Genomic DNA, 23,770 nt, shown 5'->3' with positions numbered 1-23,770 from the left:
GCGTTAGCCACCAAGGAGGCCGCCAAAAAGATCAGAAAAGAAATCCGAAAAGCTGTTTAGCAGCGCCATGATTACCAGCACGCCAAGGAAGGCGAAAAAGGCGAACGCGAAGAACTGGAACAGGATTGCGCCGGTGCCTATGGCGACACCCGCAATCGCAGGGCGCATCCGTTCATGGCGCAGAATACCAATCACTGAGATAACAATCGCCAGTCCGCCCAGCATGGCAACGCCAATCCGCAGGAAATCATCGAGATCGCGGGTTTGAGCGACGGGTTCAGGCTGTTCCAGCCCTGCAGCGGCACGGAGAGTGGATTTTCCGATCTCTGCGGCCAACTCACCCAGCGACACGCCGGCGGATTGCTGAGGTGCAAACGGTCCGGCCCAAAAAGTGAACAGTGCTGCAAACAGCGCTGCGGCTGCCATGGAAAAGCCGATCCAGCCAAACACTGGGCTGGCTGCGCTTGTTGCAGAAACGTCGGTCATCAAACTAACCTACAATGGTTGCACCAACGCATTACCATGCAAAACGCGGCGAGATTTGGGCGAAACCCGGTCGGACGGGCAATCAGCCCAACTTTGTGCCCTTCAAAACATACTTGCAATCGCAATAAGGACACTCAACCCAGCCGGTATCCTCGGGAATCTGCAGCCAGACGCGCGGATGGCCCAATGCACCTTCGCCGCCATCACAGGCAACACGGGTGGTCTCGACGATCTTGGTTTCCGGCGCTTCGATGGTCACGGCTGGCGATCCTTCTTCGGTTGTCGGCCTCGCGGGCATGCATTAGGTGCGTTTATGAGCGATGAGCAAACCGGGGGCAAGGGTCACATGAGTGATGCGGCAATCAGGATCGAAGGACTGCGCAAGACCTATCGCGCCAGCAAGGGTCAGCCCGAAAAGCACGCACTGAAGGGTCTCGATCTGACGGTCCCGCGCGGATCAGTCTTTGGCCTGTTGGGGCCGAACGGGGCGGGAAAATCGACTCTGATAAACATCCTGGCCGGTCTTGTGGTTAAAACGTCGGGTAAAGTGTCGATCTGGGGCTTCGATCAAGATCGGCACCCACGACAATCCCGTGCTGCCATCGGTGTCATGCCGCAAGAGCTGAACCTCGACCCGTTCTTCACCCCGCGCGGCGCGCTTGAGGTTCAAGCTGGACTGTACGGTGTACCCAAAGCCCAGCGCCACAGCGATGAGATTCTGGAACTGGTCGGCCTCAGCGACAAGGCCGAGGCTTACGCCCGCACCCTATCGGGGGGTATGCGGCGTCGCCTTCTGCTGGCCAAGGCGCTAGTGCACCATCCGAAGATTCTGGTCTTGGATGAACCAACGGCGGGCGTGGATATCGAACTGCGCCAGATGCTGTGGACTAACGTGCGCAATCTGAACGAACAGGGCATGACCATCATCCTGACTACACATTATTTGGAAGAAGCACAGGAAATGTGTGACGAGATCGCCATCATCAACCACGGTGAAAAGATCGCACAGGACAGCACCGCCAATCTGCTGGGCCGCATGGACAGCCGAACTATGGTGATCTCGCCCGACAGCCCCGTTGTTGAATTGCCCGCAGCACAAGGCGTAGAGGCCACGCTGCGCGAGGACGGCAACCTCGTTCTGCAATACCGCAGCGCTCAGACCAGCGCCGAACAGGTGCTGGAATCCGTGCGCACCGCTGGTATTCGCATTCGCGATGTTCGTACCGAGGAGGCGGACCTTGAGGATGTCTTTCTTTCCCTCACCTCATCACGTGCGGATGATCCTCCTGCAGAGGATCAGGATCAACCGCACCGGGGGATTCACCGGGTCAAGCTCTAAGCCCGTTCGATTCGCGCTTGGTAGCAATTGTTCCGGGCCGAGCGGACATGGATATACGCCACACCTGGGCGCGCAAAGATTTCCGCCACCGCTGCGCTCATTCGATCTGTGGGCGTGACGATCCCGGTGCCGTAAACGATGCGATCGTCCTGTCCGTAGCCCTTGATTAGGTAGTCTGGGGATGTGGTCAGAATCTCTGGTATCCCTGCACCCTCGTGCCGTTCGCAGGGCGCGGCACATAGGAAGATCGGACCGGTCTCAGCATAAGGATGTGTCTCAAAAAAAGGGCGATGCGCTAAAATCAGCATCTCCTTACCTTCAGGAATGTTTTTCAGACAATGACGGCAAGGATTGCCTGCGCCGGTTGAAACGGCACGCTCAGGGGTGGCGCCATAGGCATCCGGCCCGCCATCCTGAAGGGCGCGCACTTCGTCGGTTGGCAATGCAGTGATCTTGAACATATTGGGTCTCCTTTTTTCCCAACTATCACTAGCGGTTCAGCCCCAAGCGACCCGGTTCCTGCGCAAAGGACTCGAAAAAGAACAAAACGTGAATATAATATGGAGTCGCCATGTATGCCGAGCTGTCGATCACATCGAACTTCACCTTCCTCACCGGGGCCTCGCACCCCGAGGAATACATGGAGCGTGCCGTCACCCTGGGCCTGCCTGCCATCGCAATTGCCGATGACAACTCGGTCGCCGGGATCGTGCGCGCCCATACCCAAGGGCGCGAAATTGCCCGCAAAGTGCGCGAACGGCTGGAGTGGGAGGCGCAGAACACATCCATCGGCCCGCCCTGTCCCGATCACATCCCCAAACCGCCCTCCTATCCGATCCACGCCGTGCCGCGCCTGATCCCGGCAGCGCGGCTGATCTTCACCGACGCACCCACCGTCACCGCCCTGCCCCTGAACCGGCAGGGCTGGGGCAACCTGTGCCGTATCCTGTCTGTGGGCCGCCTGCGCGCCGAGAAAGGCGACTGCATCCTGCACATGTCGGATCTGCTGGAATTCTCCGACGGTCTGCACCTACTCCTCTGGCCACAGGCGGACCGGTCCCCGGGCGGCGCGAGCGCGTGGCGGACACAAGCACAACAGCTGACGCGCCGCTTTGCCGGGCGGATGCATCTATTGATGCACCCTCGATATGATGGTGCAGATGGTACATATTTTTCTTTATTAGAGACTAAATCCAAGCAGCTTGGTATACCTACCCTCGCCAGCGCCACGCCGATGATGCATCACGGTGCCCGCCGCAAGCTGGCCGATGTGGTGACCGCCATCCGCTTGCGCCGCAAGGTGGATGATCTGGGTCGCGACGCGCTGGCCAATGGTGAACAGCGCCTGCGATCCAAGGCCGAAATGCTGCGTATCTTCAAAGGTCACGAGGGCGCTGTTGCCCGCGCCCATGAGCTGAGCGAACAACTCACCTTCTCGCTGGACGAGCTGCGCTATGAATACCCCAGCGAGGGCGATGAGCAGGAAACCCCAACTGAACGCCTGCACCGTCTGGCGCATGAAGGGCTGAAATGGCGCTATCCGGCGGGCGCGTCTGAGAAGGCCAAGAAGATGTTGGCGCATGAGCTCACCCTCATCGGCAAATTGAAATATGAGCCCTATTTCCTGACCGTGCGCGACATCGTCCACTTCGCCCGGTCCCGCGATATCCTCTGCCAGGGGCGCGGGTCAGCCGCCAATTCGGTGGTCTGCTTCTGCCTCGGCATCACCGAGGTCAGCCCCGAGATGGGCACAATGGTCTTCGAACGCTTCGTCTCGGAAGCCCGCGATGAGCCACCCGATATCGACGTGGATTTCGAACATGAACGCCGAGAGGAGGTCATCCAGCACATCTATGACCGTTATGGTCGCGAACGCGCCGGCCTCTGCGCTACGGTTGTTCACTATCGCGGCAAACGCGCCATCCGAGAGGTTGGCCGTGCCATGGGCCTGACCGAAGATACCATCTCAGCGCTCTCTTCACAGCTCTGGGGCTTCTTTTCCGCCAAAGGGTTGGAAGCCAAACGGATGCGCGAGATTGGCCTCGACCCCGATGATCTTCGACTGAAACAGACTCTAATGTTGGTGTATGAGATCGACGGTTTCCCCCGCCACCTGTCTCAACACGTGGGCGGCTTCATCATCACAGAGGGACGTTTGGACGAGCTTGTCCCCATCGAAAACGCCACCATGGAGGACCGCACGGTCATCTGCTGGGACAAGGATGACATCGACAGTCTGGGCATCCTCAAGGTCGATGTGCTCAGCCTCGGGATGCTCACCTGCATCCGCAAGGCGTTTGATCTCATCGGGCAGCACCACCAGACCAGCTATACGCTGGCCACTCTGCCGCCCGAGGACCCGGCGGTCTATGACATGCTGTGCAAGGCCGACAGTATCGGCGTGTTTCAGGTGGAATCACGTGCACAGATGAACTTCCTGCCCCGGATGCGGCCGCGCAATTTCTACGATCTGGTGATCGAGGTCGCCATCATCCGCCCCGGCCCGATTCAAGGCGACATGGTCCACCCCTATATCCGCCGCCGCAACGGAGAGGAAGAGGTCAGCTTCCCCTCGGACGAACTGGGTGAGGTGCTGGGTAAAACACTGGGCGTGCCGCTGTTTCAGGAACAGGCAATGCAGATCGCCATTGTCGGTGCTGGGTTCACCCCGGAGCAGGCCGACCGGCTGCGGCGATCTCTGGCAACCTTCAAGAAACATGGGTCCGTCAGCGAATTCCGTGCGCTGTTCCTGCGCGGCATGAAGCGTAACGGGTACGACGATGATTTTGCCGAGCGCTGTTTTTCCCAGATTGAAGGCTTCGGCTCGTACGGCTTCCCCGAAAGCCACGCAGCCAGCTTTGCACTGTTGGTCTATGCCTCGGCCTGGATCAAGTGCCACCATCCCGGCATCTTCGCCTGCGCGCTGCTCAATTCACAGCCGATGGGCTTCTATGCGCCTGCCCAGATCGTGCGCGATGCGCGGGAACATGGGGTTCAGGTGCGCCCGGTCTGTATCAATGCCAGTTTCTGGGACAATGTGATGGAGCTTGACGGCCATGGCGGGCTGGCTCTGCGGCTGGGATTCCGCCAGATCAAGGGCCTCAGCGAGGAAGACGCCAGCTGGCTGACCGCCGCGCGTGGCAATGGTTATCATCAGGTTGACGATGTGTGGCGTCGGGCAGGTCTGGGCCCATCGGTCATCGAACGGCTGGCCGAGGCCGACGCCTTTGCCGCCTGCGACCTGACCCGGCGCGAGGCGCTGTGGCAGGCCAAGGCGATTGCCACCGCAAAACCTCTGCCGCTGTTTTCACAGGACTTGGAAGGCGAAGCGCTGGATGAACCCGAAGCTTATCTGCCGCAAATGACGCTGGGCGAGCAGGTGGTCGAGGATTACGTCGCCACCCGCCTCAGCCTGCGCGCTCATCCGGTAGCCCTGATTCGACATCTGCTGACGCCGGAGCCACGCAACAAAACCACGCCTGTTGCCTGACCTCCGACCCGGATATCACCCTAGCCAGAGTCGAAATCCGAGACCGTCATGACCAGACCCAACTTGCCTCCGCGCTTTCCCGCGACGCCCAGTCAAATCAACGCGCAGGTCCACGCCTTTTATGCCCGCGTTCGTGAGGATGCCGTCCTTGGTCGGGTGTTCAACAAACACGTTCATGACTGGCCCGCGCACGAGGACAAGATCGCCGCCTTCTGGCGCAACGCCATCCTTTTTGAGCGCAGCTACAACGGCAATCCGCAGCGGGTCCATAGCGAAAGGCCCGAAGTTCAGCCCGAAATGTTCGCACATTGGCTGGACCTATTCGAAGAGGTCGCTTGTCAAACCCTACCTTCTGAAACAGCAACCCCTTGGGTCGCACTGGCCCGGCGTATCGGAGTCGGGATGAAGGCAGGCGTACAATCAGCAAGACAGCCCAAGGATGCGCCGCCGATCCTGAGTTGATGCCACAACATGACGGCATTGCGATGTTAGCGGTAAAATAGGGGCTATGCGGACGGGCTAAATGCGTTTACTCAAGGGAAAGACAGCCCATTTCGCTGCAACGGCACAGAGCCACCACACCGACATCACCCGAGGCCACAACGATGAGCACTCAAAACACCACCCTCAGGGGACTTGGTTTCGCGTTTCTGGGATTCGCGGTCTTTGCCAGCCATGACGCGCTGATCAAGGTGCTGGGTGGGACCTACTCGGTGATGCAGATCATCTTCTTCGCCACGCTGTTTTCCTTTGTGCCGATGGCGGTGACAATCCTGACCGACCGCACAACGGGCAACTTCCTACCGCATCATCCGTGGCTTGTACTTCTACGCTCAGCCCTGATGGTCACATCTATGGTCTGCGCATTTTACTCGTTTTCGGTTCTGCCACTGGCCGAGGTCTATTCCTTGCTGTTTGCCTTCCCACTGTTCGTGACGGTTCTGTCGATCCCGATATTAGGAGAGGTCGTGCGCGCGCAGCGTTGGGCCGCCGTCGGCGTCGGCCTGATCGGTGTACTGATTGTCTTGCGCCCCGGAGCGACGGACATCACACTCGGCCACATGGCCGCCTTAACGGCAGCGTTTTGCAGCGCGTTAGGGTCTGTTTTGGTGCGAAAGATCGGAAACGAAGAACGCTCGGCCGTGCTGATCCTTTACCCGATGCTTCTAGCCATTCTGGTCATGAGCCTGATGCAACCTGCCGTCTACCAGCCGCCTTCGCTGTTGCATCTAGCGATGATGGCGCTGGTCGGGGTGTTCTCGGTCATCGCGCAACACCTGATCATCCTTGCCTATCGTGCTGCACCTGCAGGGGTCGTTGCACCAAGCCAGTACAGCCAGATCATCTGGGCTACGCTCTTTGGCATGATCTTCTTTGGCGAGCGCCCGGACGGCTGGGTTGCAGTCGGAGCCAGCATTATCATCGCTTCGGGCGTTTTTGTGGTCTGGCGCGAGAGCCGATCAAACACCACATCAACCAACACCCCGGTCCTTCGGGTGCGCTCACCACGGTCGGATACAGGGGCGTCACGGCCCGGCGAATAAACGGCGCGCATATCAGCGCGCCGTTCAATTTTATCTATGGTTTTGGGTCTTAGTAGACCACAACCGACCGAATGCTCTCACCTCGGTGCATCAGATCAAAGCCGTGGTTGATATCGTCCAGACCCATGGTGTGCGTGATCATCGGGTCGATCTCGATCTTCCCTTCCATGTACCAGTCAACGATCTTGGGTACATCAGTCCGACCACGTGCGCCGCCAAAGGCAGTACCGCGCCAAGAGCGACCGGTGACCAGTTGGAACGGACGAGTCGAGATTTCCGCGCCCGCGGGTGCTACGCCGATAATGATCGACTCACCCCAACCTTTGTGCGCCGATTCCAACGCGTCACGCATCACGCCGACATTGCCGGTGGCGTCAAAGGTGTAATCGGCGCCACCCTTGGTCAGGTCAACCAGATAGGGAACCAGATCGCCTTCGACCTCTTTGGGGTTCACGAAATCGGTCATGCCGAACTTTGTGGCCATCTCAACTTTTGACGGGTTCAGGTCGACACCGACGATCTGGTCGGCCCCGGCCAAACGCAGACCTTGGATCACGTTCAGGCCGATACCGCCAAGACCGAATACAATGGCACGGCTTCCGATTTCTACCTTGGCGGTGTTGATCACCGCACCGATACCGGTCGTCACACCGCAACCGATATAGCAAATCTTGTCGAAGGGTGCGTCCTCTCGAACCTTGGCCAGCGCGATTTCCGGCAGAACCGTGTGGTTCGAGAAGGTCGAGCAGCCCATGTAGTGCAGGATCGGATCGCCGTCCAACGTCGAAAAACGCGAGGTTCCGTCCGGCATCAAGCCCTGGCCCTGGGTGCTGCGGATCGCCTGACACAGGTTGGTCTTGGGGTGCAGACAGTATTCACACTCACGACATTCGGGGGTGTAAAGCGGGATCACATGATCACCCGGTTTCAAGCTGGTCACGCCCGGACCGACCTCAACCACCACACCTGCACCTTCGTGACCCAGAATGGCGGGGAACAAACCCTCGGGGTCTGCGCCCGACAGGGTGAATTCGTCGGTGTGGCAAATTCCGGTGGCTTTGATCTCGACTAGAACCTCACCCGCTTTGGGACCTTCTAGGTTCACATCCATTACTTCCAAAGGTTTGCCCGCCTGAACGGCGACGGCGGCACGGGTACGCATTTCATTGTCTCCCTGTCTTCTTTGACCCGACCCTGCGTCAATCGCGGGACGTTTTCAACTGTGCTTTGGTGACAGGTTTGCTAAACATTTGATATTACAGAAACGACATTGCCGGAAAGAGGAACGCCAATGCGCCGTTTTATGCCAATTTTAATCTTGCTGGCCGCCTGTGCCGGAACCGCACCGCCGGCCGAAAATGTCCGAAATACACCCGATGCTTCACCGGTTGATCTGGCCTTTTGTGAGGGCGAAGCATTTGCTGATTCCGTTGGCCAGCCAGTCTCGACCATTCAGGCAAACTTGCCCGAACGATCACGCGTGCTTGGTCCGGATGACATTGCCACACAGGATTATCGCATTGATCGGTTGAATGTCTTTGTGAATGGCGGGGGAATTATTCAGCGCCTGACCTGCGGGTAAGCGTGGACTCAGGCGGTGATTCCAGGATAAGAATAAAATAGGAACATTTTGATGTCTGCCGATGCCAAAACGCCGAATACTTTCGCTCTGGTTTCCCCGTCTGGGGGCTGAACGGCTGGTCCGCGCTGCGCGGGGCCTGCAGGATGGGCCTTTGGCCGTCGTGGCCGAACAGTCGAACATGCAAGTCATCACCTCGCTAAATGCCGAGGCGCAGGCCGCCGGTCTGCGCGTGGGTCAACCAGTGCGTGATGCCCATGCCATGTGCGCCAACCTACTCACCCGCCCCCGTAACGCTCCGGCCGAGGCCGCGTTCCTGACCGCACTGCGCCGTTGGGCGGGCAAGTTCAGCCCCTGGGTGGCCGAAGAAGCGCCGGACGGGTTGATTGTAGACCTGTCGGGCTGCGCGCATCTTTTTGGTGGCGAAGAGGCACTGCTGAGCGTTTTGGAAACCGACTGCGCCGATATGGGCCTGAGCGTGCAGATGGGCATTGCAGATACGCTAGGTTCCGCATGGGCTTTGGCGCGCTATGCCGGGCAAAAGGCCACATCGGATCGTAATGGAGACGCCATCAGCCAAGAGGCCCGCGCCACCCGCGCCCGCGCAACCAAGCGGCGGCACTGGACCAAAGGCGGGGCTGCGCCACAGGTGATGGCCTTGGGTGGTGGTGCCCGGATCGCCGCGCCGGGACAGTCCTATGGGGCGCTCAGCCCCCTGCCCATCGCGGCGTTGCGGCTTGAGGATCAGGTGGTGGCGCAGTTGAACCGTCTGGGCCTACGCCGGATCAGTGATCTGCTGGGACAGCCGCGCGCGTCCCTCGCGCGCCGGTTCGGACGCGGGCTGGTACTGCGGCTGGATCAGGCCATGGGCAGCGCACCCGAACCAGTTTCCCCTGCCCGTCCCCCGCATCAATTCGCGGTGCGGATGACCCTACCCAATCCGATTGGGCTGACCGAGGATGTGATGGCTGCGATCGACCGAGTGCTACCGACGCTCTGTGCTAAGCTGGAAGAAAAAGCGCGCGGTGTCCGTACATTACGGCTGGAAGCCCACCGCGCTGATCAGGCGGCTGAGATTATTGAGGTCGGTCTGGCCCGCCCGACCTATGACAAATACCGTATTCGCCCTTTGTTAGAGATGAAGATTGACAAGATCGATGCGGGCTATGGCATCGATATGCTGCGGCTTGAGGCCGTGCAGACCGAACCAGTCCACGCTCGTACCATGACCGGTCATGCCGAAGCCAGCCGCGCCGTGCGCAACCGGCTGGAAGGCAACACCGCCGTCGACGACCTAATCGGCAAACTGGGCGCTCGGGTTGGGCTTGAGGTGATCACACGGCGCCATCCCGCAGCCTCGCATATCCCAGAGAAAACCGCGCAAACGCTGGCCGCCGCATGGTCCGAGCCCGCTCGCGACTGGCCAGCGCCTGCACGACCTCGCCCCTTGCAGATGTGGCAGCCCGAACCGGTTATGGCACCGGAAACCCCAAACGTGCCCAGCGCCTTTCGCTGGCGCGGGCGCGACTGGCAGCTGGCGCAGGCCACCGGCCCGGAACGGATCGCGCCGGAATGGTGGCTGGATGAGCCCAACTGGCGCAGCGGCGTACGGGATTACTGGGTCGTGGTAACGGAGCAGGGGGAACGTCTCTGGCTGTTTTACGGCCATGGCGGCACCATGTCGGCGGGCTGGTTTTGCCAGGGACAGTTTTGTTAGAGTCTATTTTCCACGATAAACCAGCCAATCAGGCAAGTAATCCAGCAACCGGATAACCCATGAAAACGGAGCAGGGAAATCAGTCCGGAAGCGACGGCGCGACATCGCCTTGACCACCCGCTCTGCCGCGTCTTCGGGCGTCATCAACATCGGCATCTTGAAATTGTTTTTTTCGGTCAGGCGGGTCTTGATGAAGCCCGGATTGACAATCCTCACCGTCACCCCCGTGCCTGCCAGATCGAACCGCATCGTTTCCGCCAGCGAGACCAGTGCTGCCTTGCTGGCCGCATAGCCCACCGCCGCAGGCAAACCCCTATAGCCGGACAGAGACCCAATAAGTGTAATGTCCCCACGGCCCGCACGTACAAACCTGCGCACCGTTTCACCCAAAACCCGCAGCGCGCCGGTATAATTCACATCCGTCATCGCCAACACGGCTTCGGTATCCCAATCGCCTGAGCGCATCGGCTCATAGGCCCCGGCATTATAGACCAGCCCGTCCACTTCTCCGGCCTCAACCGCAGCACGACGCACGGAATCCAGATCGGTCACGTCACACGGCACAACATGAGCATTAGGCAACGCAGCGCAGATCTCGGTCAGACGGTCGACGTTGCGCGCCGACAGGATCAGATGCGCGCCTTCACGGCTCAAAGCCTCGGCCAGCGCACGGCCCAGACCTTCGCTGGCACCGATGATCCAATAGGTTTTTCCGTTAAAGCTGCTCATGCCTCGGTCATTTCCGTTGTGATGCAGGTATTACGGCTGGCGCAAGTGGCTGGATCACATCACCAAGGGCCACAACATAGTACATTTGCGAAAAACATCTAATCAGATTGATCCACCCCCGCATACCATGCGTATCCTACTGTAAAATGTCGCACAAAGAGGATGGCATGTTCGACGAAACCCGAGGCGTACGCAAGAAAATCGCAGTAGTTGGTGCAGGTATCTCAGGCTTGTCGGCCGCCTACTATCTATCAGAAAACAACGATGTGACCGTGTTTGAAGCCGAACCGCGACTGGGCGGACACGCACGTAGCGTATTGGCCGGTAAAAACGGGGATCAGCCTGTAGATACCGGGTTCATCGTCTTCAACTATGCCACATACCCCTATCTAACGCGCCTTTTTGACGAACTCAACGTGCCGGTCACCAAGTCCGAGATGAGTTTTGGCGCCACAATTGACAATGGCCGCATCGAGTACGGACTGAATAACCTGCGCACGCTAACAGCGCAGAAACGCAATCTTGCCCGGCCTGCTTATTACAAGATGATCGCCGACATCGTACGATTTGGAAAAGAAGCCCCCGAGGCCGCCCAGGACGACGATACGACGATCGGAGAGCTGGTAGACCAATTGCGTCTGGGCCATTGGTTCCGCCACAACTATCTTATGCCGATGTGCGGTGCGATCTGGTCCACCCCGGTTGAGTTCGTGGATCAGTTTCCGGCCCGCTCTCTAGTACAGTTCTTCCGCAACCACGCCCTATTGGCCAGTGGCCGCGCCAACCAGCATCAGTGGTACACAGTGAAGGGCGGCAGCATCGAATATGTTCGCCGGATCGACGCCGCGCTGCGCGCACGGGGTAGCGAAATCCGTTTGGCTTCGCCCGTGGACCACGTCCATCGTGATGAAACTGGTGTGACAGTTCACAGCCAGGGGCAGGCAGACTTGTTCGACGAAATAATCCTGGCCACGCATTCCGATCAGTCACTTGCCATTCTAGGCGGGGCCGCCACCAACGCGGAAAAAGCTGCATTAGGGTCTATTCGATACCAACCCAATGCCGCCGTACTGCATTGTGACCCGAGTCAAATGCCCCGGCGGCGCGCCTGCTGGTCCAGCTGGACATATCGCTCGCAGGCCGGGAATGTAGGCGTTACGTACTGGATGAACCGGTTGCAAAACATTCCGGACAGCGATCCGCTGTTCGTGACGCTAAACGCGTCGTCAGAAATACCCGCGGATAAAATCTATGATCAGGTCGAATTTGCCCATCCGGTATTCGACAAAGCCGCCCTGAAGGCACAAGGGCAAATCCGCGAGATGCAGGGACAGAACCGAACGTGGTTTGCCGGTGCCTACAACCGGCATGGATTTCACGAAGACGGGATTGCCAGCGCGATTCATGTTGTCGAGCGCTTGAACGGCACCCCGCATACACTCGGAGCTGACAATGGCATGCTTGCAAAAGACCCGGCCATCCCTGCATCGGCTGATCTCTGAAACCTGCCGCGCAGCGTTGGTCAACATTGTAATGCTGACCCCCTGCGCGCTGGCTGCATCGCCGATAACTCAAACACTGAATGATGCGCAGCTTAAGGGCAGCGCGACGTTCCGGTTTGTGGGCGTTCCGATCTATGATGCAAAACTCTACACACCGAACGGCAGCGCATTTGGCTGGAATGAAGATTTTGGCCTGCAGCTGACGTATCGCAAGAATCTGAAACAGAAGGCGCTGGTCGAATCCACGCTGGATGAGATGGCGCGCCAAGGGAATCCAGCGCCGACACAGGGCCAGTTGGAACAATGCTTCCAGTCCGTCAGCAAGGGTGACACCTACATCGCGATTTCAGAAGGTCCGAACAACGTCGGGTTTTGGCGCAACGGTCAAAAGACATGTACGCTGTCTTATCCGGGTGCCAAACGTGCATTTATGTCCATTTTCCTGGGCAATGACACCAGATCCGCCAGCTTCACCCGCCAACTGAAAGGCCAATGATGCTGTATCCTCGGGTCAGCCTTTATGCCCTGATGTTGGCAGCTGCAGGCATTCCATTATACATACACCTCCCACGATTTGCGGCAGTCAATCTGGGCATAGGACTGGGGGTGATTGGTACAGTCTTGCTGGCTATCCGGCTGGTTGATCTGGTGCAGGATCCGTTGATTGGTTGGGCTATCGACCGCTGGCCAAATGCACAGATTCTGTTCGCTGCCGGGGCGACAATAGGTTTGGCAATCGGTTTCCCATTGTTGTTTGGCCTGTCCAACGAGGCGAGTATAGCCGCGTTAGTGTCTGTTCTGGTCTTGTTATTCTCGGCCTATAGCCTCGGAACAATCCTTCTATATGGTCGCAGCGCAACGCTGGCGAAACGCCCGGAACCGAAAGAGTTGATGACGCTGGCCGCTTGGCGCGAAGGTGGGCAGCTGACTGGCGTCGTGCTCGCCGCCAGCGCCCCGGCGCTGTTCGTTGCTTTCGGGGCGGGCGCGCAAGGTTATCCAGCGTTTGGTATGTTTCTGGGACTGCTCGCTATCCTGACATTGACCCTGACTTTACCAATGTGGCGGCGCACGCCGATCACTGGTGAGGGCCTGTCTTTTGCCGGGCTCGGCCAGGCCGGAGCACTACGCCTGCTCCTACTTGCGCTGGTCAACAGCCTGCCAGTGGCCATTACCTCGACCCTGTTCCTTTTTTTTGTCGAAGACCGCCTGCAACTAGCGGGAAAGGCCGGACCGCTGCTTATCCTGTTCTTCCTCAGCGCCGGAGCGACGGTGCCGCTTTGGGCCAAACTGAGCAACCGCATTGGCCCGAAACAGACATTGATGATCGCCATGCCATTGTCCATCGCGAGCTTTATTGGTGCCGCCATGTTATCGGCTGGAAACCTTACTGGTTTCGCTGTGATCTGTCTGGCCTCAGGCGCAGCTTTAGGGGCGGATATGGTGGTGCTGCCGGCCATGTTCTCGGTCGTGCTTACACGCGCGGGACTGAACGCTTCGGCCGCATTCGGCATCTGGTCTTTTGCAGGCAAGTTGGGCCTCGCCCTTGCTGCCTTTTTCACACTGCCGCTGTTGGAACGCAGCGGTTTCACTCCAGGTCAAGCAAACTCGGCCGAGGCGTTGCGGACACTCACCCTCGCCTATGCCGTGCTGCCCTGCATCCTGAAACTCGGCGCGTTCGGGCTGGTCCTGACACTGCCTACGGAGGTCACAGCCAAATGAATACGCTTGCTCTTCTACTTCTCGCCATTCTGGCTTTGTTCATTGCCAGAAACCGTTTCCTTAGCTTTCGGTCGCAATCGCCCTCGGATTACACAGGCACAGGGCCGGAATTTAAGATGAAAGAGGCTCTGAACGGTGAAATCCTGTCCGAAGGTTTGATCTATGGTCCCAATGGCAAGGTGTCGAACAGCTTTGTCGCGCGTATGGTCGGAGAATGGGACGGCAATACGGGCACACTGGCCGAATACTTTACCTATTCCAACGGCAAGACGATGACGCGCAAGTGGTACCTGACGCTGGGTACTGGGAACACGTTCATCGCCACAGCAGATGACATTGTCGGCGAAGGTAAAGGTACGATCTCTGGCTCAACCGTCAAACTGACGTACCGGATCATACTGCCCGAGGATGCTGGTGGTCACACCTTGGATGTCACAGATTGGATGTACCTGACCGAGAACGGTGTAATTATGAACAGGTCCGAAATGCGTAAATTCGGATTCAAAGTCGCCGAATTGGTCGCGACGATGCGCCCGGCACCAGAGACTAATGCAGCTCATGTCAACGGCTCCAACGGCTATGACGCAACGGCAGAGATGAGGACTCTGCAATGACCGCCCGTCGAATTCTGGTCTTGGCGCTTGCCGTCGCGGGGCTGGCCGCCCTTGCGGCTTGCTCGGCCAAACCGCGTGTGCCCAAGAGCTTTCTGTCCGACAAGCAACTCAATCTCGAGGAGTTTTTCGAAGGCAAAACCGTTGCCTACGGTCAGTTTCAAGATGTTCTGGGCAACGTTCCACGCCGTTTCACCGTCGATATCGAAGGCACTTGGGACGGCAAGACCCTGACTTTGGTCGAGGATTTTGTTTATGACGACGGTGCAACCGAGCAACGCGTCTGGACCCTGACCAAAACCGGCGAGGACACCTGGACCGGAACGGCACCCGGCGTGTTGGGAACCGCCAGCGGGGTTGAGCGTGGCGATACGTTCAATTGGAAATACAAGATCGACCTGCCGGTGAAAGACGGCACCATGCGGGTCAATTTCGATGACTGGATGTGGTTGCTGAGCGACGACCGTCTACTGAACCGCGCCTATGTCTCGCGATACGGTGTGCGACTGGGCGAGGTCATTTTGTTCTTTGAAAAGAAGTAAGATCCAATTCCCAGACAGACCCGGTCAATTGCTTGAATAGACAAACGACAGCTTGCGGCTAACGCCTCCGGGCGGTTTGGGAAAAGGTTCGGCCGCTCGAACCTGCGCCTTGGCGGCGCGCTCAACATCCGGGGTCCCGTTGCTATCCACCACATCCACCCAAGCTAGCGAGCCATCCGGATCGATCTGAAAGAACACTTTCGCAAATCCCCGCGCCGCCGTGTAGACGATTGGCGCGCGGTTCAGATGGACAAGAACCCGCCCGGCATAGTTGGTGCGGTCCGAGTTACCAGGGTTCCGCCCGCCTGAACGCGCGCCACTTTCACCCGACGTAAAGGCATCGACGCCCCTGCGTCTATAAGTGGTCAGCGGCGACTCGACCTCGCGACTCGGAAACCGCAACGCACTGAAATCTCGGCTGCCGCTCAAGACGCCCTCTGGCTCAGGCTGCAAGCGCCGATCTGGTAATTGGGGACGGATCGAAGACGTCACGGCCAGTTCAGACCCATCATCACCGTCTTCGTTTTCCGGGACTGCCTCGCTTTCAGCCGGGATGTCAGCCTCAATTACTTCGTTTTCGGTTGGCACTACTGGGACAACAGACTGCGCAGGCTCTTCAGGCAGTGCGGCAAGTTCCTCGGTTTCGACAGGCTCTGGTGCGGCGGGGATTTCATCGATTGGTTCAGACGCATCAGGGTTGCCTTCCGGTGCTTCAACGACTTCGGCTGTTTCAGCGGGCGGGGTATCATCCACTTCGTCGCTGGCATTTGCGTCGCCATCGGTGGAGTCTTCGGTCTCGGGCGCTTCGGTTTCTATGGGTTCGGATGCAACCGGCTGCAAGACTTCGGACGTCCCGGTATCCGGCGCGAAGGTCTGCTTGGGATCGTCCGAGGCCACGTGTACTTCACTTGTTGGAATCTCAGCCGGTTCAGGAGCAGGTTCAGGCGGCTCTTCGACTGGCGGCTCGGGTATCTCCTCGGGTTCGGGTTCAACTGGTTCAGCAACGGATTCAACCAAATCTTCGAAGCTGTTACTCAGTTCGACCGAGTTTGACGAACCGCTCTGACTGGGCTGTTCTGCCAATCGCGGCGCGGTCAAGCTTAACCCCATCAAGTGCAGTAGCAGCGACAACAGCACGGCCAGAGCCGCGATGACGATCGAGCCCCGGATCATTCCAGAGCCTTTTCAGTTACGACAAACACGGACGGCGCACCCAGACGGCGCAACTGCCCCGTCACTTCGATCAACCGCGCGCCCGAAGTCTCGCGGTCCGGCACGATCCGCACCGGTCCGGGACCACGTCCGGCCATGTAGGTTTCAGGATCCATAGGCGCACCGCGAAAACTGAGTGTCCCGTCTTGGTGCAAGACAAGTGCGTCAGGTGGCTCGCGTCCGTCCAACTCGGATGTGTCGACCAAATTCAGATCCGGATCCAGCGGGGTAGCCACCGTGCCCGCAATCAGGAAAAAGATCAGCATCAGAAACACGACATTGATCAATGCGATCGTTGAATCTCGTTTGCGCTGAGGGCGATTTACACGGATCATTCCAGCACCAAAACGCTAAGACCCTCTCGTCCACGCAGCAGCACCAGCAGATCCACAAGTCGCTGCGCCGTCGTACCAGGATCAAGGGTGATCAACACTTGCCCCGTCGTCACGTGCTGTGCCAGTTCCTCCAGTGTGACCGTCGCGCCATTTAGAACCAAACGTTCGCTTCCCAACTGAACAAATGCGCGATCCTGCGACGAGTCCGAGGCTGCACCCCCTGCCGTCGCGTTGCTCAACTCGATCTCACCGTATTTGGAAAAGGTTGAGGTCAGCATGAAGAACAGCAAGAGCAAAAAGATCACGTCGATGAGCGGTGTCATCGCCAGTGGCCGCCTGACAAAGGGTGCCCGGTTACGCATGTCCGGGCGTGGCCGCCATGGTGTGAGTGTCTTCTGCCAAAGGTATCGCCTGCCCCGGCACCAAAACCGTGCGCAGCGCCTTGTCCGCGAACACACGTTCGCGCGCCGTGCGGCTTTCGAACCACGACAGCACCATTGAGGTCGGCATCGCCACAGCCAATCCTACAGCCGTTGTCACCAGCGCCACCCAAATGCCGCCGGCCAACAGCGACGGATCAACCGAAGACCCGGCAGTTTGCAAGCTGCGGAACGCCTCGATCATACCCAAAACCGTACCGAACAGACCCAACAAAGGTGCCAGCTGCGCTACGGTATCCAACAGACGAAACCCACGTTCGAGCCCGGCCAACGCCAACCCGGCTTCGGCGTCCAAACGTTGATCCAAACCCGGTGCATCCGGTGCATCCATTGCCACACCCACCAGCGGCGCGAGATAGCTTTGGCTTTTTGCCAGCCGCGCACGGGCTGTTTGTTTGTCGCCTGCATCCCAGGCTTCCAACGCTTGCGAGAGCACCCGGTGCCGTCCGACGCCCGAAGCTGCAAACTGCCAAAGCTTGTACAGCGTCACCGCCAACGTCACCACTGACATGGCGATCAGAATGGCGACGACTGGCCCGCCAAGGTTCAGGATTTCACGGAGGGACTCAAAAAAACTCATCCCAAAAGCTCCACTTCTGTTCGGCTACGCAGGGTCGGCGTTTGATCGCATATATTGCTTTCGCTCCCATCGACAATACAGCTGCTGACACCATTAATCAGAACACGCCCAAGGTTTTGACAGGTGATATCTCGGACATCGAATTGACGCACCCTCGGGCGCTCGGCTGGCAAATCCCGAAACCCGAACAGGGTAAGGCGTTCGAAAACACCTGAGGCATCGAAGATCACGACTTGATAGCTGGCGCTTTCAATTGACGTGTTGCTTTCATTTTCAATCAGAAATGTCAGCCGACAGGCGCCTTCAACGTCCTGAACCGCATTCAACTCGACCAGCAAGCCGGGCTTGGCCTGGGTTTCGGCCTGAACTGCTAAAGGTAAAATGCAGATTATCGCAGCAAGGGCCGTACGATGAAACTTCATGAATGCGCTCCCCGTTGTTCAACGCAGGCCAGACTCTGACGGCGTTATCCTGTCTTATCCAAGACTGTTGGAGCGCGAAAGGGTTGCCGACATCATTGTGATAAAAGGCGAATGTCAGCCCGTTCCACCCCATCGCAATCTTCCAGCGAAGGCGCATCACGACCGTGGTCGACCCATCACGGAAAAAGCACAGCGATGACTATGCGAGGTTACGCTTTTTCCAAGGAAGAATTAGGCGCGTTTTTCGCCAATGGTTGTCACACCCAGAACCGACAGCACCTTGGCTTCGATCTGTTCTGCATTCATCCCTGCCACGGCGTACATGTCCGCAGGGCTGGCTTGATCGATGAAGATATCCGGCAGCACCATCGAGCGATATTTCAACCCGTGATCAAACACGCCTTCTTCCGCCAAAAGCTGCGCTACATGGCTGCCAAAGCCGCCAATTGCGCCTTCTTCGATGGTAATCAAAGCCTCGTGGTTGGCAGCCAAATCGAGTATCAACGCGCGATCCAGAGGCTTGGCAAAGCGTGCGTCGGCGATTGTTGGTGTTACACCGCGCGCCGAAAGCGCCTCGGCGGCCTTTTGCACCTCGGCCAGTCGCGTACCGAAAGACAGCAGCGCCACTCGCGCGCCCTTTTGAATGATGCGGCCTTTGCCGATCTCAAGCACTTCGCCTCGTTCGGGCAAGTCAACACCTACGCCTTCGCCGCGCGGATAACGGAAAGCGATCGGACCGTCGTCATGGGCAGCAGCGGTGGCGACCATATGCATCAGTTCTGCCTCATCGGCGGCGGCCATGACGGTCATGCCGGGCAGGTTTGCCAAATAGGCAATGTCAAAAGAACCCGCATGGGTCGCGCCGTCCGCGCCCACCAGCCCCGCGCGGTCGATGGCAAAGCGCACTGGCAGGCGCTGAATGGCCACGTCATGCACCACCTGATCATATCCACGCTGCAAAAAGGTTGAATACATCGCGCAGAATGGTTTCATTCCTCCGGCTGCCAGAGCCGCCGCGAAGGTCACGCCATGCTGCTCGGCAATTGCCACGTCGAAACAACGAGACGGGTAGCGCTCGGCAAACAGATTTAGCCCAGTGCCATCCGGCATCGCAGCAGTGACCGCGACGATCTTGTCGTCCCGCCCGGCCTCATCCACCAGCGTCTTTCCAAAGACCGAGGTGTAAGATGGTGCGTTAGAAGGCGCTTTTTTCTGTTCACCCGTAACGACGTCGAATTTCGCTGTTGCATGACCTTTATCGCGGGCCTGCTCGGCAGGGGCATAGCCCTTACCCTTTTTTGTCAGCACGTGGATCAGAATCGGGCCGGTCGCACGAGCCTTAACTGTCCGCAGAACCGGCAAGAGCTGGTCCATATCGTGGCCGTCGATTGGCCCGATATAGGAAAAACCCAATTCCTCAAAGAAGGTACCGCCCATCGCCATGCCCTTCAGCATTTCCTTGGCGCGCTTGGCCCCTTCTCGGAACGGCTCGGGCAGCAGCGAAACCGCACCCTTGGCGGCGGCTTTCAGATCGTGAAACGGTGCCTCTGTATAAATGCGCGACAGATAGCTGGACAGCGCGCCGACAGGTGGGGCGATGCTCATCTCATTGTCGTTCAGGATAACGATCAGGCGTTTACGCAGGTGACCGGCGTTGTTCATCGCCTCAAAGGCCATACCAGCAGACATCGATCCATCGCCGATCACCGCAATTGCATCGCCCAGCCCTTCGGGCGTGACGCCGCCCAGATCACGGGCAACCGAGAACCCAAGCGCGGCGCTGATCGAAGTAGAGCTATGGGCTGCGCCAAACGGGTCATAAGGGCTTTCGCTGCGTTTTGTGAAGCCACTAAGGCCATCTTTCATGCGCAGGGTTCGAATACGGTCGCGCCGCTCGGTCAATATCTTATGTGGATAACACTGGTGGCCGACGTCCCAAATGATTTTGTCGCGCGGCGTGTCAAATACCGCGTGCAGCGCCGTAGTCAATTCAACCACGCCCAGACCAGCACCCAGATGCCCACCGGTGACAGACACGGCCGAGATTGTCTCGGCCCGCAATTCTTGCGCCACCTGATGCAACTGCGCATCCGAAAACTGCTTGAGATCCGCAGGGCGGCTCACAAGGTCCAGCAAGGGCGTATTCGGGCGGTCAGACATATGGCGCGTTCCTGGCTTAGCTGTCCCGGGCAATAACGAAGCGGGCGGCGTCCTTCAAGGTTTCAGCCGAGGCACCGTAGTCATCCAATGCGGCGCAAGCCTGATCAATAAGCTCTGCAGCGCGGACTTTGGCCGCGCCGAGTCCTAGCAACGACACAAAAGTGGCTTTGCCTGCATCCGCATCTTTTTGCAGGCGTTTTCCGGCCTTATCAGCATCACCTTCTACATCAATGATGTCGTCTGCGATCTGAAAAGCAAGCCCCAGCGCTTGGGCATATTGGCGCAATGGCTTGGGGTCAGCTTGCGCCATCCGCGCACCGGCGCAGGCCGACCATTCAAACAGGGCTCCGGTCTTGCCTTCCTGCAGATGAGTAATCTCTTTCAGCGTCAGCGGATCCGCTGCCGTTTCTGCCGCAATATCCAGCGCCTGACCCAGTACCATTCCCTGCGCCCCGCTGGCCTTGGCCAAACTCAGGGCCAAATCAGCCCGCACTTCGGCGTTTCCAACTTCGGGTCGCGCACAAAGCTCGAAGGCCAAGGTCTGCAATGCATCACCGGCTAAAACGGCAATGCCTTCATTCCACTTTACATGAACGGTCGGTCGCCCGCGGCGCAGATCGTCGTCATCCATGCAAGGTAGATCATCATGCACCAGCGAATAGGCATGCAACGCCTCGATCCCAGCGGCAGGCCAAATTGCACGGTCTTCACTCACATCGTGTAGACGCGCGCTTTCCAGCACCAAAAATCCACGCAGCCGCTTACCGCCCTCGGTGGCATAAGCCATGGCTCGGGTCACATCCAGATCGTCCAACGCCCCCAGAACCAGATCGAACTGATCCTGAATGCGCGCCGCATCCTGCGCTAGCCTTTCGCGAAACATTTACTGACCTTCGACAGGTGTCGTCCCGGTCGGCTGACCATCTGCGTTCAACGTGATCGCGTGAACCTTTTCTTCAGCTCGCTTCAACTCATCCTCGCAGCGCTTTTTCAACGCCGCACCGCGTTCATACAAAGCGATAGACTGGTCCAGCGCCACATCGCCACGCTCGAGCTGGCCAACAACGGCTTCAAGCTCTTTCATCGCCTGTTCGAATGTCATTTGATCAACTGGGGTATCGGTCATCGGGCTGCTTTCATCAATTCTTCCACATGGGCGCGTGTGGCCTCGGCCAATGCGTTCAGATCATACCCGCCTTCCAAAGTCGAGACGATACGTCCCTCACAAAGCTCGTCGGCAATCTTGCACAGCTCGGCGGTGACCCAGCCAAAATCGCCTGTGGACCAGTTCAAATTGGCCAGCGGATCGTCCTGATGCGCATCAAATCCGGCTGAGATGATAATGAGTTCCGGCTTAAAGGCACGCAAACGCGGGAAAACGAGTGTTTCATATGCCGAACGCATCTCGGCGCCACCGGTTCCCGGCGATAAAGGAATGTTCAGTACGTTTTCAAAGGCACCAGTCTCATCAGTGCGACCTGATCCGGGCCATAGCGGCATCTGCTGGCTGGTGATCACAAGCGCGCGCTTCTCATCCCACAGCAAATCTTGCGTGCCATTGCCGTGATGCACGTCGAAATCCACGACGGCGACTCTGTTTAACCCGTGATGATCCAGCGCATGTTTCGCCGCCAGCGCCGCGTTGCCGAACAGGCAAAAGCCCATCGCAGTGTCTGTTTCAGCATGATGTCCCGGCGGCCGGATCGCGCAAAACGCGTTCGGCGCCTCGCCGCCCAACACCAAATCCACTGCCCGCACCACAGCCCCCGCCGCGCGATAAGCGGCATCAACGGAACCCGCAGACATGAACGTATCCCCATCAATCTGCGCAAAGCCTTCGGAGGGACGCGCGCTGCGAATGTCCCGGATGTAGCTCTCGGGGTGCACGCGCAACAGGTCGTCATCTGCCGCTAAGGGTGCTGTGACACGGTTCAGTTCAAGCGATTCCAGAGCATGCAGGATGTGCTCTAGCCGAGCCACTCTTTCCGGATGCCCATCCGGCGTAACATGGCCCAAACAATCCGCATGAGTCAGAAGGGCGGTTTTCATAAGAATCCCCTGTTCATCTGGCTAAAAATATCCTCGCCGAAGGCAAAAAACGCCGCGAAGCGGCCAAATCAGTCCGGCGCCAACATATAGCCCGCACCCCGAACCGTCTGCAAATACCGAGGCTGCTTGGGATCTTGTTCAATCTTGCGACGCAGGCGAGTGATCTGCACATCCACAGCTCTCTCCTGCGCCTGCCCCTTATCGCGGCCCAGATCCTCAACCAACTTTGCCCGACTGATAGGCTCGCCCGGCTGGGCCGAGAAAATCTTCATCAATTGGCTCTCTGTCGCGGTCAACCGCACGGGCTCTTCGCCTTGCCACATCTCGCCGCGTTCCGCGTCATAGCGGATCGGGCCAAGGTTCAGAATCTTGGTTGCAGTATCCTGCGCAGGCGTTTCCGGCATCCGCCGCAGGATCGCGTTGATACGCAGCAACAACTCTTTTGGTTCGAACGGCTTTGCCAGATAGTCATCCGCCCCGGCCTCAAGCCCGGCAATCCGGTGCTCGGTCTCCCCGCGTGCGGTCAACAGCAAGATCGGCGTCGTATGGGTTTCGCGCAGTGTTCTGGTCAGACTTACCCCGTCCTCGCCCGGCATCATTACGTCCAGCACGATCATGTCGAAATCCAACCCGGACAATACCCGCCGCGCATGCGCCGCATCACGGGCTGCCGTGACCAGAAACCCGCTTCGCATCAGGAACTTCTTGAGCAAATCACGAATACGCTCATCGTCGTCAACGATCAGCAGATGGGCATCCATATCGCTCATGAGGTGGTATCCCGCAGTTTCGTATAGGCATGACGCATATCAGCATCCATCATTGCTTCAAGAACTTTGCGAAACCCCGATACCGCCTCGGGACCGGCGTCCTTGTAAGCCGCTCGCATTCGAACGCGCTGAGCTTCTGACAGTTTCGTCTCAAGCGCCTTGCCTTTTTCGGTTAGAAATAGATGCCGCTCACGCTTGTCCACCTTACCGACGCGGCTTTCGACCAGACCATCCTCGATCAGCGTTCGCAACACCCGGTTCAGGGACTGTTTCGTTACGCCCAGAATGGCCAACAGGTTGTTTACAGTCGTTCCCGGCGCACGATTTATAAAGTGGACAGCCCGGTGATGTGCCCGCCCATAGGCCATCTGTGCTAGGATGCGATCGGGATCGGCCGTGAAACCGCGATAGGCGAAAAACATCGCCTCAATCCCTTGCCGCAATTGTTCGTCGGTCAAAAACAAAAGGCTTTCTCCGCCAAAGACTTGGGCGGGACGCGTATCCGACATGGTTTGCCTCATTCGTTACTAAAGACCGACTTTAT

General features: G+C 58.4%; 27 protein-coding genes. 11 read left to right on the top strand and 16 right to left on the bottom strand.

Annotation, left to right across the window (positions count from 1 at the left end; translation table 11 throughout):
• Window positions 1-3: 3 nt before the first annotated feature.
• A complete protein-coding gene (locus ACR0L3_RS12010; protein WP_480745959.1) occupies window positions 4-486 on the bottom strand; it encodes a hypothetical protein in 483 nt (160 codons plus the stop codon).
• An 82-nt stretch (window positions 487-568) separates the two neighbouring features.
• Window positions 569-745: a zinc-finger domain-containing protein gene (locus ACR0L3_RS12005; protein ID WP_480745958.1), complete on the bottom strand. Its 177-nt coding sequence runs from the start codon at window positions 743-745 to the stop codon at window positions 569-571.
• 87 nt (window positions 746-832) lie between these two features.
• Between ACR0L3_RS12005 and ACR0L3_RS12000 the strand changes: the two genes are divergently transcribed.
• The gene (locus ACR0L3_RS12000) at window positions 833-1,825 is read left to right on the top strand and encodes an ABC transporter ATP-binding protein (protein ID WP_480746110.1); all 993 of its coding nucleotides are present in this window, start codon (window positions 833-835) and stop codon (window positions 1,823-1,825) included.
• On the opposite strand, the gene ACR0L3_RS11995 is transcribed toward ACR0L3_RS12000, so the two are convergent.
• On the bottom strand, window positions 1,822-2,286 hold the full coding sequence (locus ACR0L3_RS11995; protein ID WP_480745957.1) for a DUF1203 domain-containing protein: 465 nt from the start codon (window positions 2,284-2,286) through the stop codon (window positions 1,822-1,824). The genes ACR0L3_RS12000 and ACR0L3_RS11995 overlap by 4 nt on opposite strands.
• A 110-nt stretch (window positions 2,287-2,396) precedes the next feature.
• Between ACR0L3_RS11995 and ACR0L3_RS11990 the strand changes: the two genes are divergently transcribed.
• The 3 genes from ACR0L3_RS11990 to ACR0L3_RS11980 all read left to right on the top strand — a co-directional run bounded on the left by ACR0L3_RS11990 (window position 2,397) and on the right by ACR0L3_RS11980 (window position 6,859).
• A complete protein-coding gene (locus ACR0L3_RS11990) occupies window positions 2,397-5,315 on the top strand; it encodes an error-prone DNA polymerase (protein WP_480745956.1) in 2,919 nt (972 codons plus the stop codon).
• 48 nt (window positions 5,316-5,363) lie between these two features.
• Window positions 5,364-5,777, top strand: coding sequence for a group III truncated hemoglobin (locus tag ACR0L3_RS11985; protein WP_480745955.1), 414 nt, complete (start codon window positions 5,364-5,366; stop codon window positions 5,775-5,777).
• Window positions 5,778-5,920: 143 nt separating this feature from the next.
• Window positions 5,921-6,859, top strand: a complete 939-nt coding sequence (locus tag ACR0L3_RS11980; RefSeq protein WP_480745954.1) for a DMT family transporter — start codon at window positions 5,921-5,923, stop codon at window positions 6,857-6,859.
• A gap of 49 nt (window positions 6,860-6,908) precedes the next feature.
• Here ACR0L3_RS11980 and ACR0L3_RS11975 read toward each other — a convergent pair whose 3' ends face one another.
• Window positions 6,909-8,021: an S-(hydroxymethyl)glutathione dehydrogenase/class III alcohol dehydrogenase gene (locus ACR0L3_RS11975; RefSeq protein ID WP_480745953.1), complete on the bottom strand. Its 1,113-nt coding sequence runs from the start codon at window positions 8,019-8,021 to the stop codon at window positions 6,909-6,911.
• A gap of 129 nt (window positions 8,022-8,150) precedes the next feature.
• On the opposite strand from ACR0L3_RS11975, the gene ACR0L3_RS11970 reads away from it, so the two are divergent.
• Both ACR0L3_RS11970 and ACR0L3_RS11965 read left to right on the top strand, forming a co-directional pair.
• Complete coding sequence (locus ACR0L3_RS11970) at window positions 8,151-8,441, top strand: I78 family peptidase inhibitor (RefSeq protein WP_480745952.1); 291 nt, start codon at window positions 8,151-8,153, stop codon at window positions 8,439-8,441.
• Between the two features lie 61 nt (window positions 8,442-8,502).
• Window positions 8,503-10,155, top strand: a complete 1,653-nt coding sequence (locus ACR0L3_RS11965; protein ID WP_480745951.1) for a DUF6504 family protein — start codon at window positions 8,503-8,505, stop codon at window positions 10,153-10,155.
• Between the two features lie 3 nt (window positions 10,156-10,158).
• Here ACR0L3_RS11965 and ACR0L3_RS11960 read toward each other — a convergent pair whose 3' ends face one another.
• Complete coding sequence (locus tag ACR0L3_RS11960; RefSeq protein ID WP_480745950.1) at window positions 10,159-10,884, bottom strand: SDR family NAD(P)-dependent oxidoreductase; 726 nt, start codon at window positions 10,882-10,884, stop codon at window positions 10,159-10,161.
• A gap of 167 nt (window positions 10,885-11,051) precedes the next feature.
• Here ACR0L3_RS11960 and ACR0L3_RS11955 point away from each other — a divergent pair, with 167 nt between their 5' ends.
• Genes ACR0L3_RS11955 through ACR0L3_RS11935 form a run of 5 tightly spaced genes read left to right on the top strand, consistent with a single transcriptional unit; the run spans window position 11,052 to window position 15,258 of the window.
• Window positions 11,052-12,386, top strand: coding sequence for an NAD(P)/FAD-dependent oxidoreductase (locus ACR0L3_RS11955; RefSeq protein WP_480745949.1), 1,335 nt, complete (start codon window positions 11,052-11,054; stop codon window positions 12,384-12,386).
• Window positions 12,337-12,882 (top strand): hypothetical protein, encoded by a 546-nt coding sequence (locus tag ACR0L3_RS11950; RefSeq protein ID WP_480745948.1) that lies wholly within the window; start codon window positions 12,337-12,339, stop codon window positions 12,880-12,882. Before ACR0L3_RS11955 ends, ACR0L3_RS11950 begins: the two co-directional genes overlap by 50 nt.
• The gene (locus ACR0L3_RS11945; protein ID WP_480746109.1) at window positions 12,882-14,105 is read left to right on the top strand and encodes an MFS transporter; all 1,224 of its coding nucleotides are present in this window, start codon (window positions 12,882-12,884) and stop codon (window positions 14,103-14,105) included. Before ACR0L3_RS11950 ends, ACR0L3_RS11945 begins: the two co-directional genes overlap by 1 nt.
• A complete protein-coding gene (locus ACR0L3_RS11940) occupies window positions 14,102-14,719 on the top strand; it encodes a DUF3833 domain-containing protein (protein WP_480745947.1) in 618 nt (205 codons plus the stop codon). The genes ACR0L3_RS11945 and ACR0L3_RS11940 overlap by 4 nt, the downstream gene beginning before the upstream one ends.
• Window positions 14,716-15,258, top strand: a complete 543-nt coding sequence (locus tag ACR0L3_RS11935) for a DUF3833 domain-containing protein (protein ID WP_480745946.1) — start codon at window positions 14,716-14,718, stop codon at window positions 15,256-15,258. Before ACR0L3_RS11940 ends, ACR0L3_RS11935 begins: the two co-directional genes overlap by 4 nt.
• A gap of 24 nt (window positions 15,259-15,282) precedes the next feature.
• Here ACR0L3_RS11935 and ACR0L3_RS11930 read toward each other — a convergent pair whose 3' ends face one another.
• The 11 genes from ACR0L3_RS11930 to ACR0L3_RS11880 all read right to left on the bottom strand — a co-directional run bounded on the left by ACR0L3_RS11930 (window position 15,283) and on the right by ACR0L3_RS11880 (window position 23,735).
• Entirely contained in the window at window positions 15,283-16,431 is a 1,149-nt protein-coding gene (locus ACR0L3_RS11930) for an energy transducer TonB family protein (RefSeq protein ID WP_480745945.1), read from the bottom strand.
• Window positions 16,428-16,805 (bottom strand): ExbD/TolR family protein, encoded by a 378-nt coding sequence (locus ACR0L3_RS11925; RefSeq protein ID WP_480745944.1) that lies wholly within the window; start codon window positions 16,803-16,805, stop codon window positions 16,428-16,430. Before ACR0L3_RS11925 ends, ACR0L3_RS11930 begins: the two co-directional genes overlap by 4 nt.
• Window positions 16,802-17,128 carry a biopolymer transporter ExbD gene (locus ACR0L3_RS11920; RefSeq protein WP_480745943.1) on the bottom strand — a complete coding sequence of 109 codons (327 nt, stop codon included), beginning with the start codon at window positions 17,126-17,128 and terminating at the stop codon, window positions 16,802-16,804. The genes ACR0L3_RS11925 and ACR0L3_RS11920 overlap by 4 nt, the downstream gene beginning before the upstream one ends.
• A gap of 31 nt (window positions 17,129-17,159) precedes the next feature.
• Window positions 17,160-17,825 (bottom strand): MotA/TolQ/ExbB proton channel family protein, encoded by a 666-nt coding sequence (locus ACR0L3_RS11915; protein ID WP_480745942.1) that lies wholly within the window; start codon window positions 17,823-17,825, stop codon window positions 17,160-17,162.
• Window positions 17,822-18,247 (bottom strand): hypothetical protein, encoded by a 426-nt coding sequence (locus ACR0L3_RS11910; RefSeq protein ID WP_480745941.1) that lies wholly within the window; start codon window positions 18,245-18,247, stop codon window positions 17,822-17,824. Before ACR0L3_RS11910 ends, ACR0L3_RS11915 begins: the two co-directional genes overlap by 4 nt.
• Window positions 18,248-18,478: 231 nt before the next feature.
• The gene (dxs, locus tag ACR0L3_RS11905) at window positions 18,479-20,407 is read right to left on the bottom strand and encodes a 1-deoxy-D-xylulose-5-phosphate synthase (RefSeq protein ID WP_480745940.1); all 1,929 of its coding nucleotides are present in this window, start codon (window positions 20,405-20,407) and stop codon (window positions 18,479-18,481) included.
• Between the two features lie 16 nt (window positions 20,408-20,423).
• A complete protein-coding gene (locus ACR0L3_RS11900; protein WP_480745939.1) occupies window positions 20,424-21,290 on the bottom strand; it encodes a polyprenyl synthetase family protein in 867 nt (288 codons plus the stop codon).
• Window positions 21,291-21,533, bottom strand: a complete 243-nt coding sequence (locus ACR0L3_RS11895) for an exodeoxyribonuclease VII small subunit (RefSeq protein ID WP_480745937.1) — start codon at window positions 21,531-21,533, stop codon at window positions 21,291-21,293.
• Entirely contained in the window at window positions 21,530-22,456 is a 927-nt protein-coding gene (locus ACR0L3_RS11890) for a histone deacetylase family protein (RefSeq protein ID WP_480745936.1), read from the bottom strand. Before ACR0L3_RS11890 ends, ACR0L3_RS11895 begins: the two co-directional genes overlap by 4 nt.
• A gap of 68 nt (window positions 22,457-22,524) precedes the next feature.
• Window positions 22,525-23,226, bottom strand: coding sequence for a response regulator (locus ACR0L3_RS11885; RefSeq protein ID WP_480745935.1), 702 nt, complete (start codon window positions 23,224-23,226; stop codon window positions 22,525-22,527).
• Complete coding sequence (locus ACR0L3_RS11880) at window positions 23,223-23,735, bottom strand: MarR family winged helix-turn-helix transcriptional regulator (RefSeq protein ID WP_480745934.1); 513 nt, start codon at window positions 23,733-23,735, stop codon at window positions 23,223-23,225. The genes ACR0L3_RS11885 and ACR0L3_RS11880 overlap by 4 nt, the downstream gene beginning before the upstream one ends.
• Window positions 23,736-23,770: the final 35 nt, after the last annotated feature.

This window comes from Ruegeria sp. CK1 (assembly GCF_056536545.1).
The sequence above is the reverse complement of the archived record's forward strand: the minus strand, read 5'-3'. Positions and strand labels throughout refer to the sequence as shown.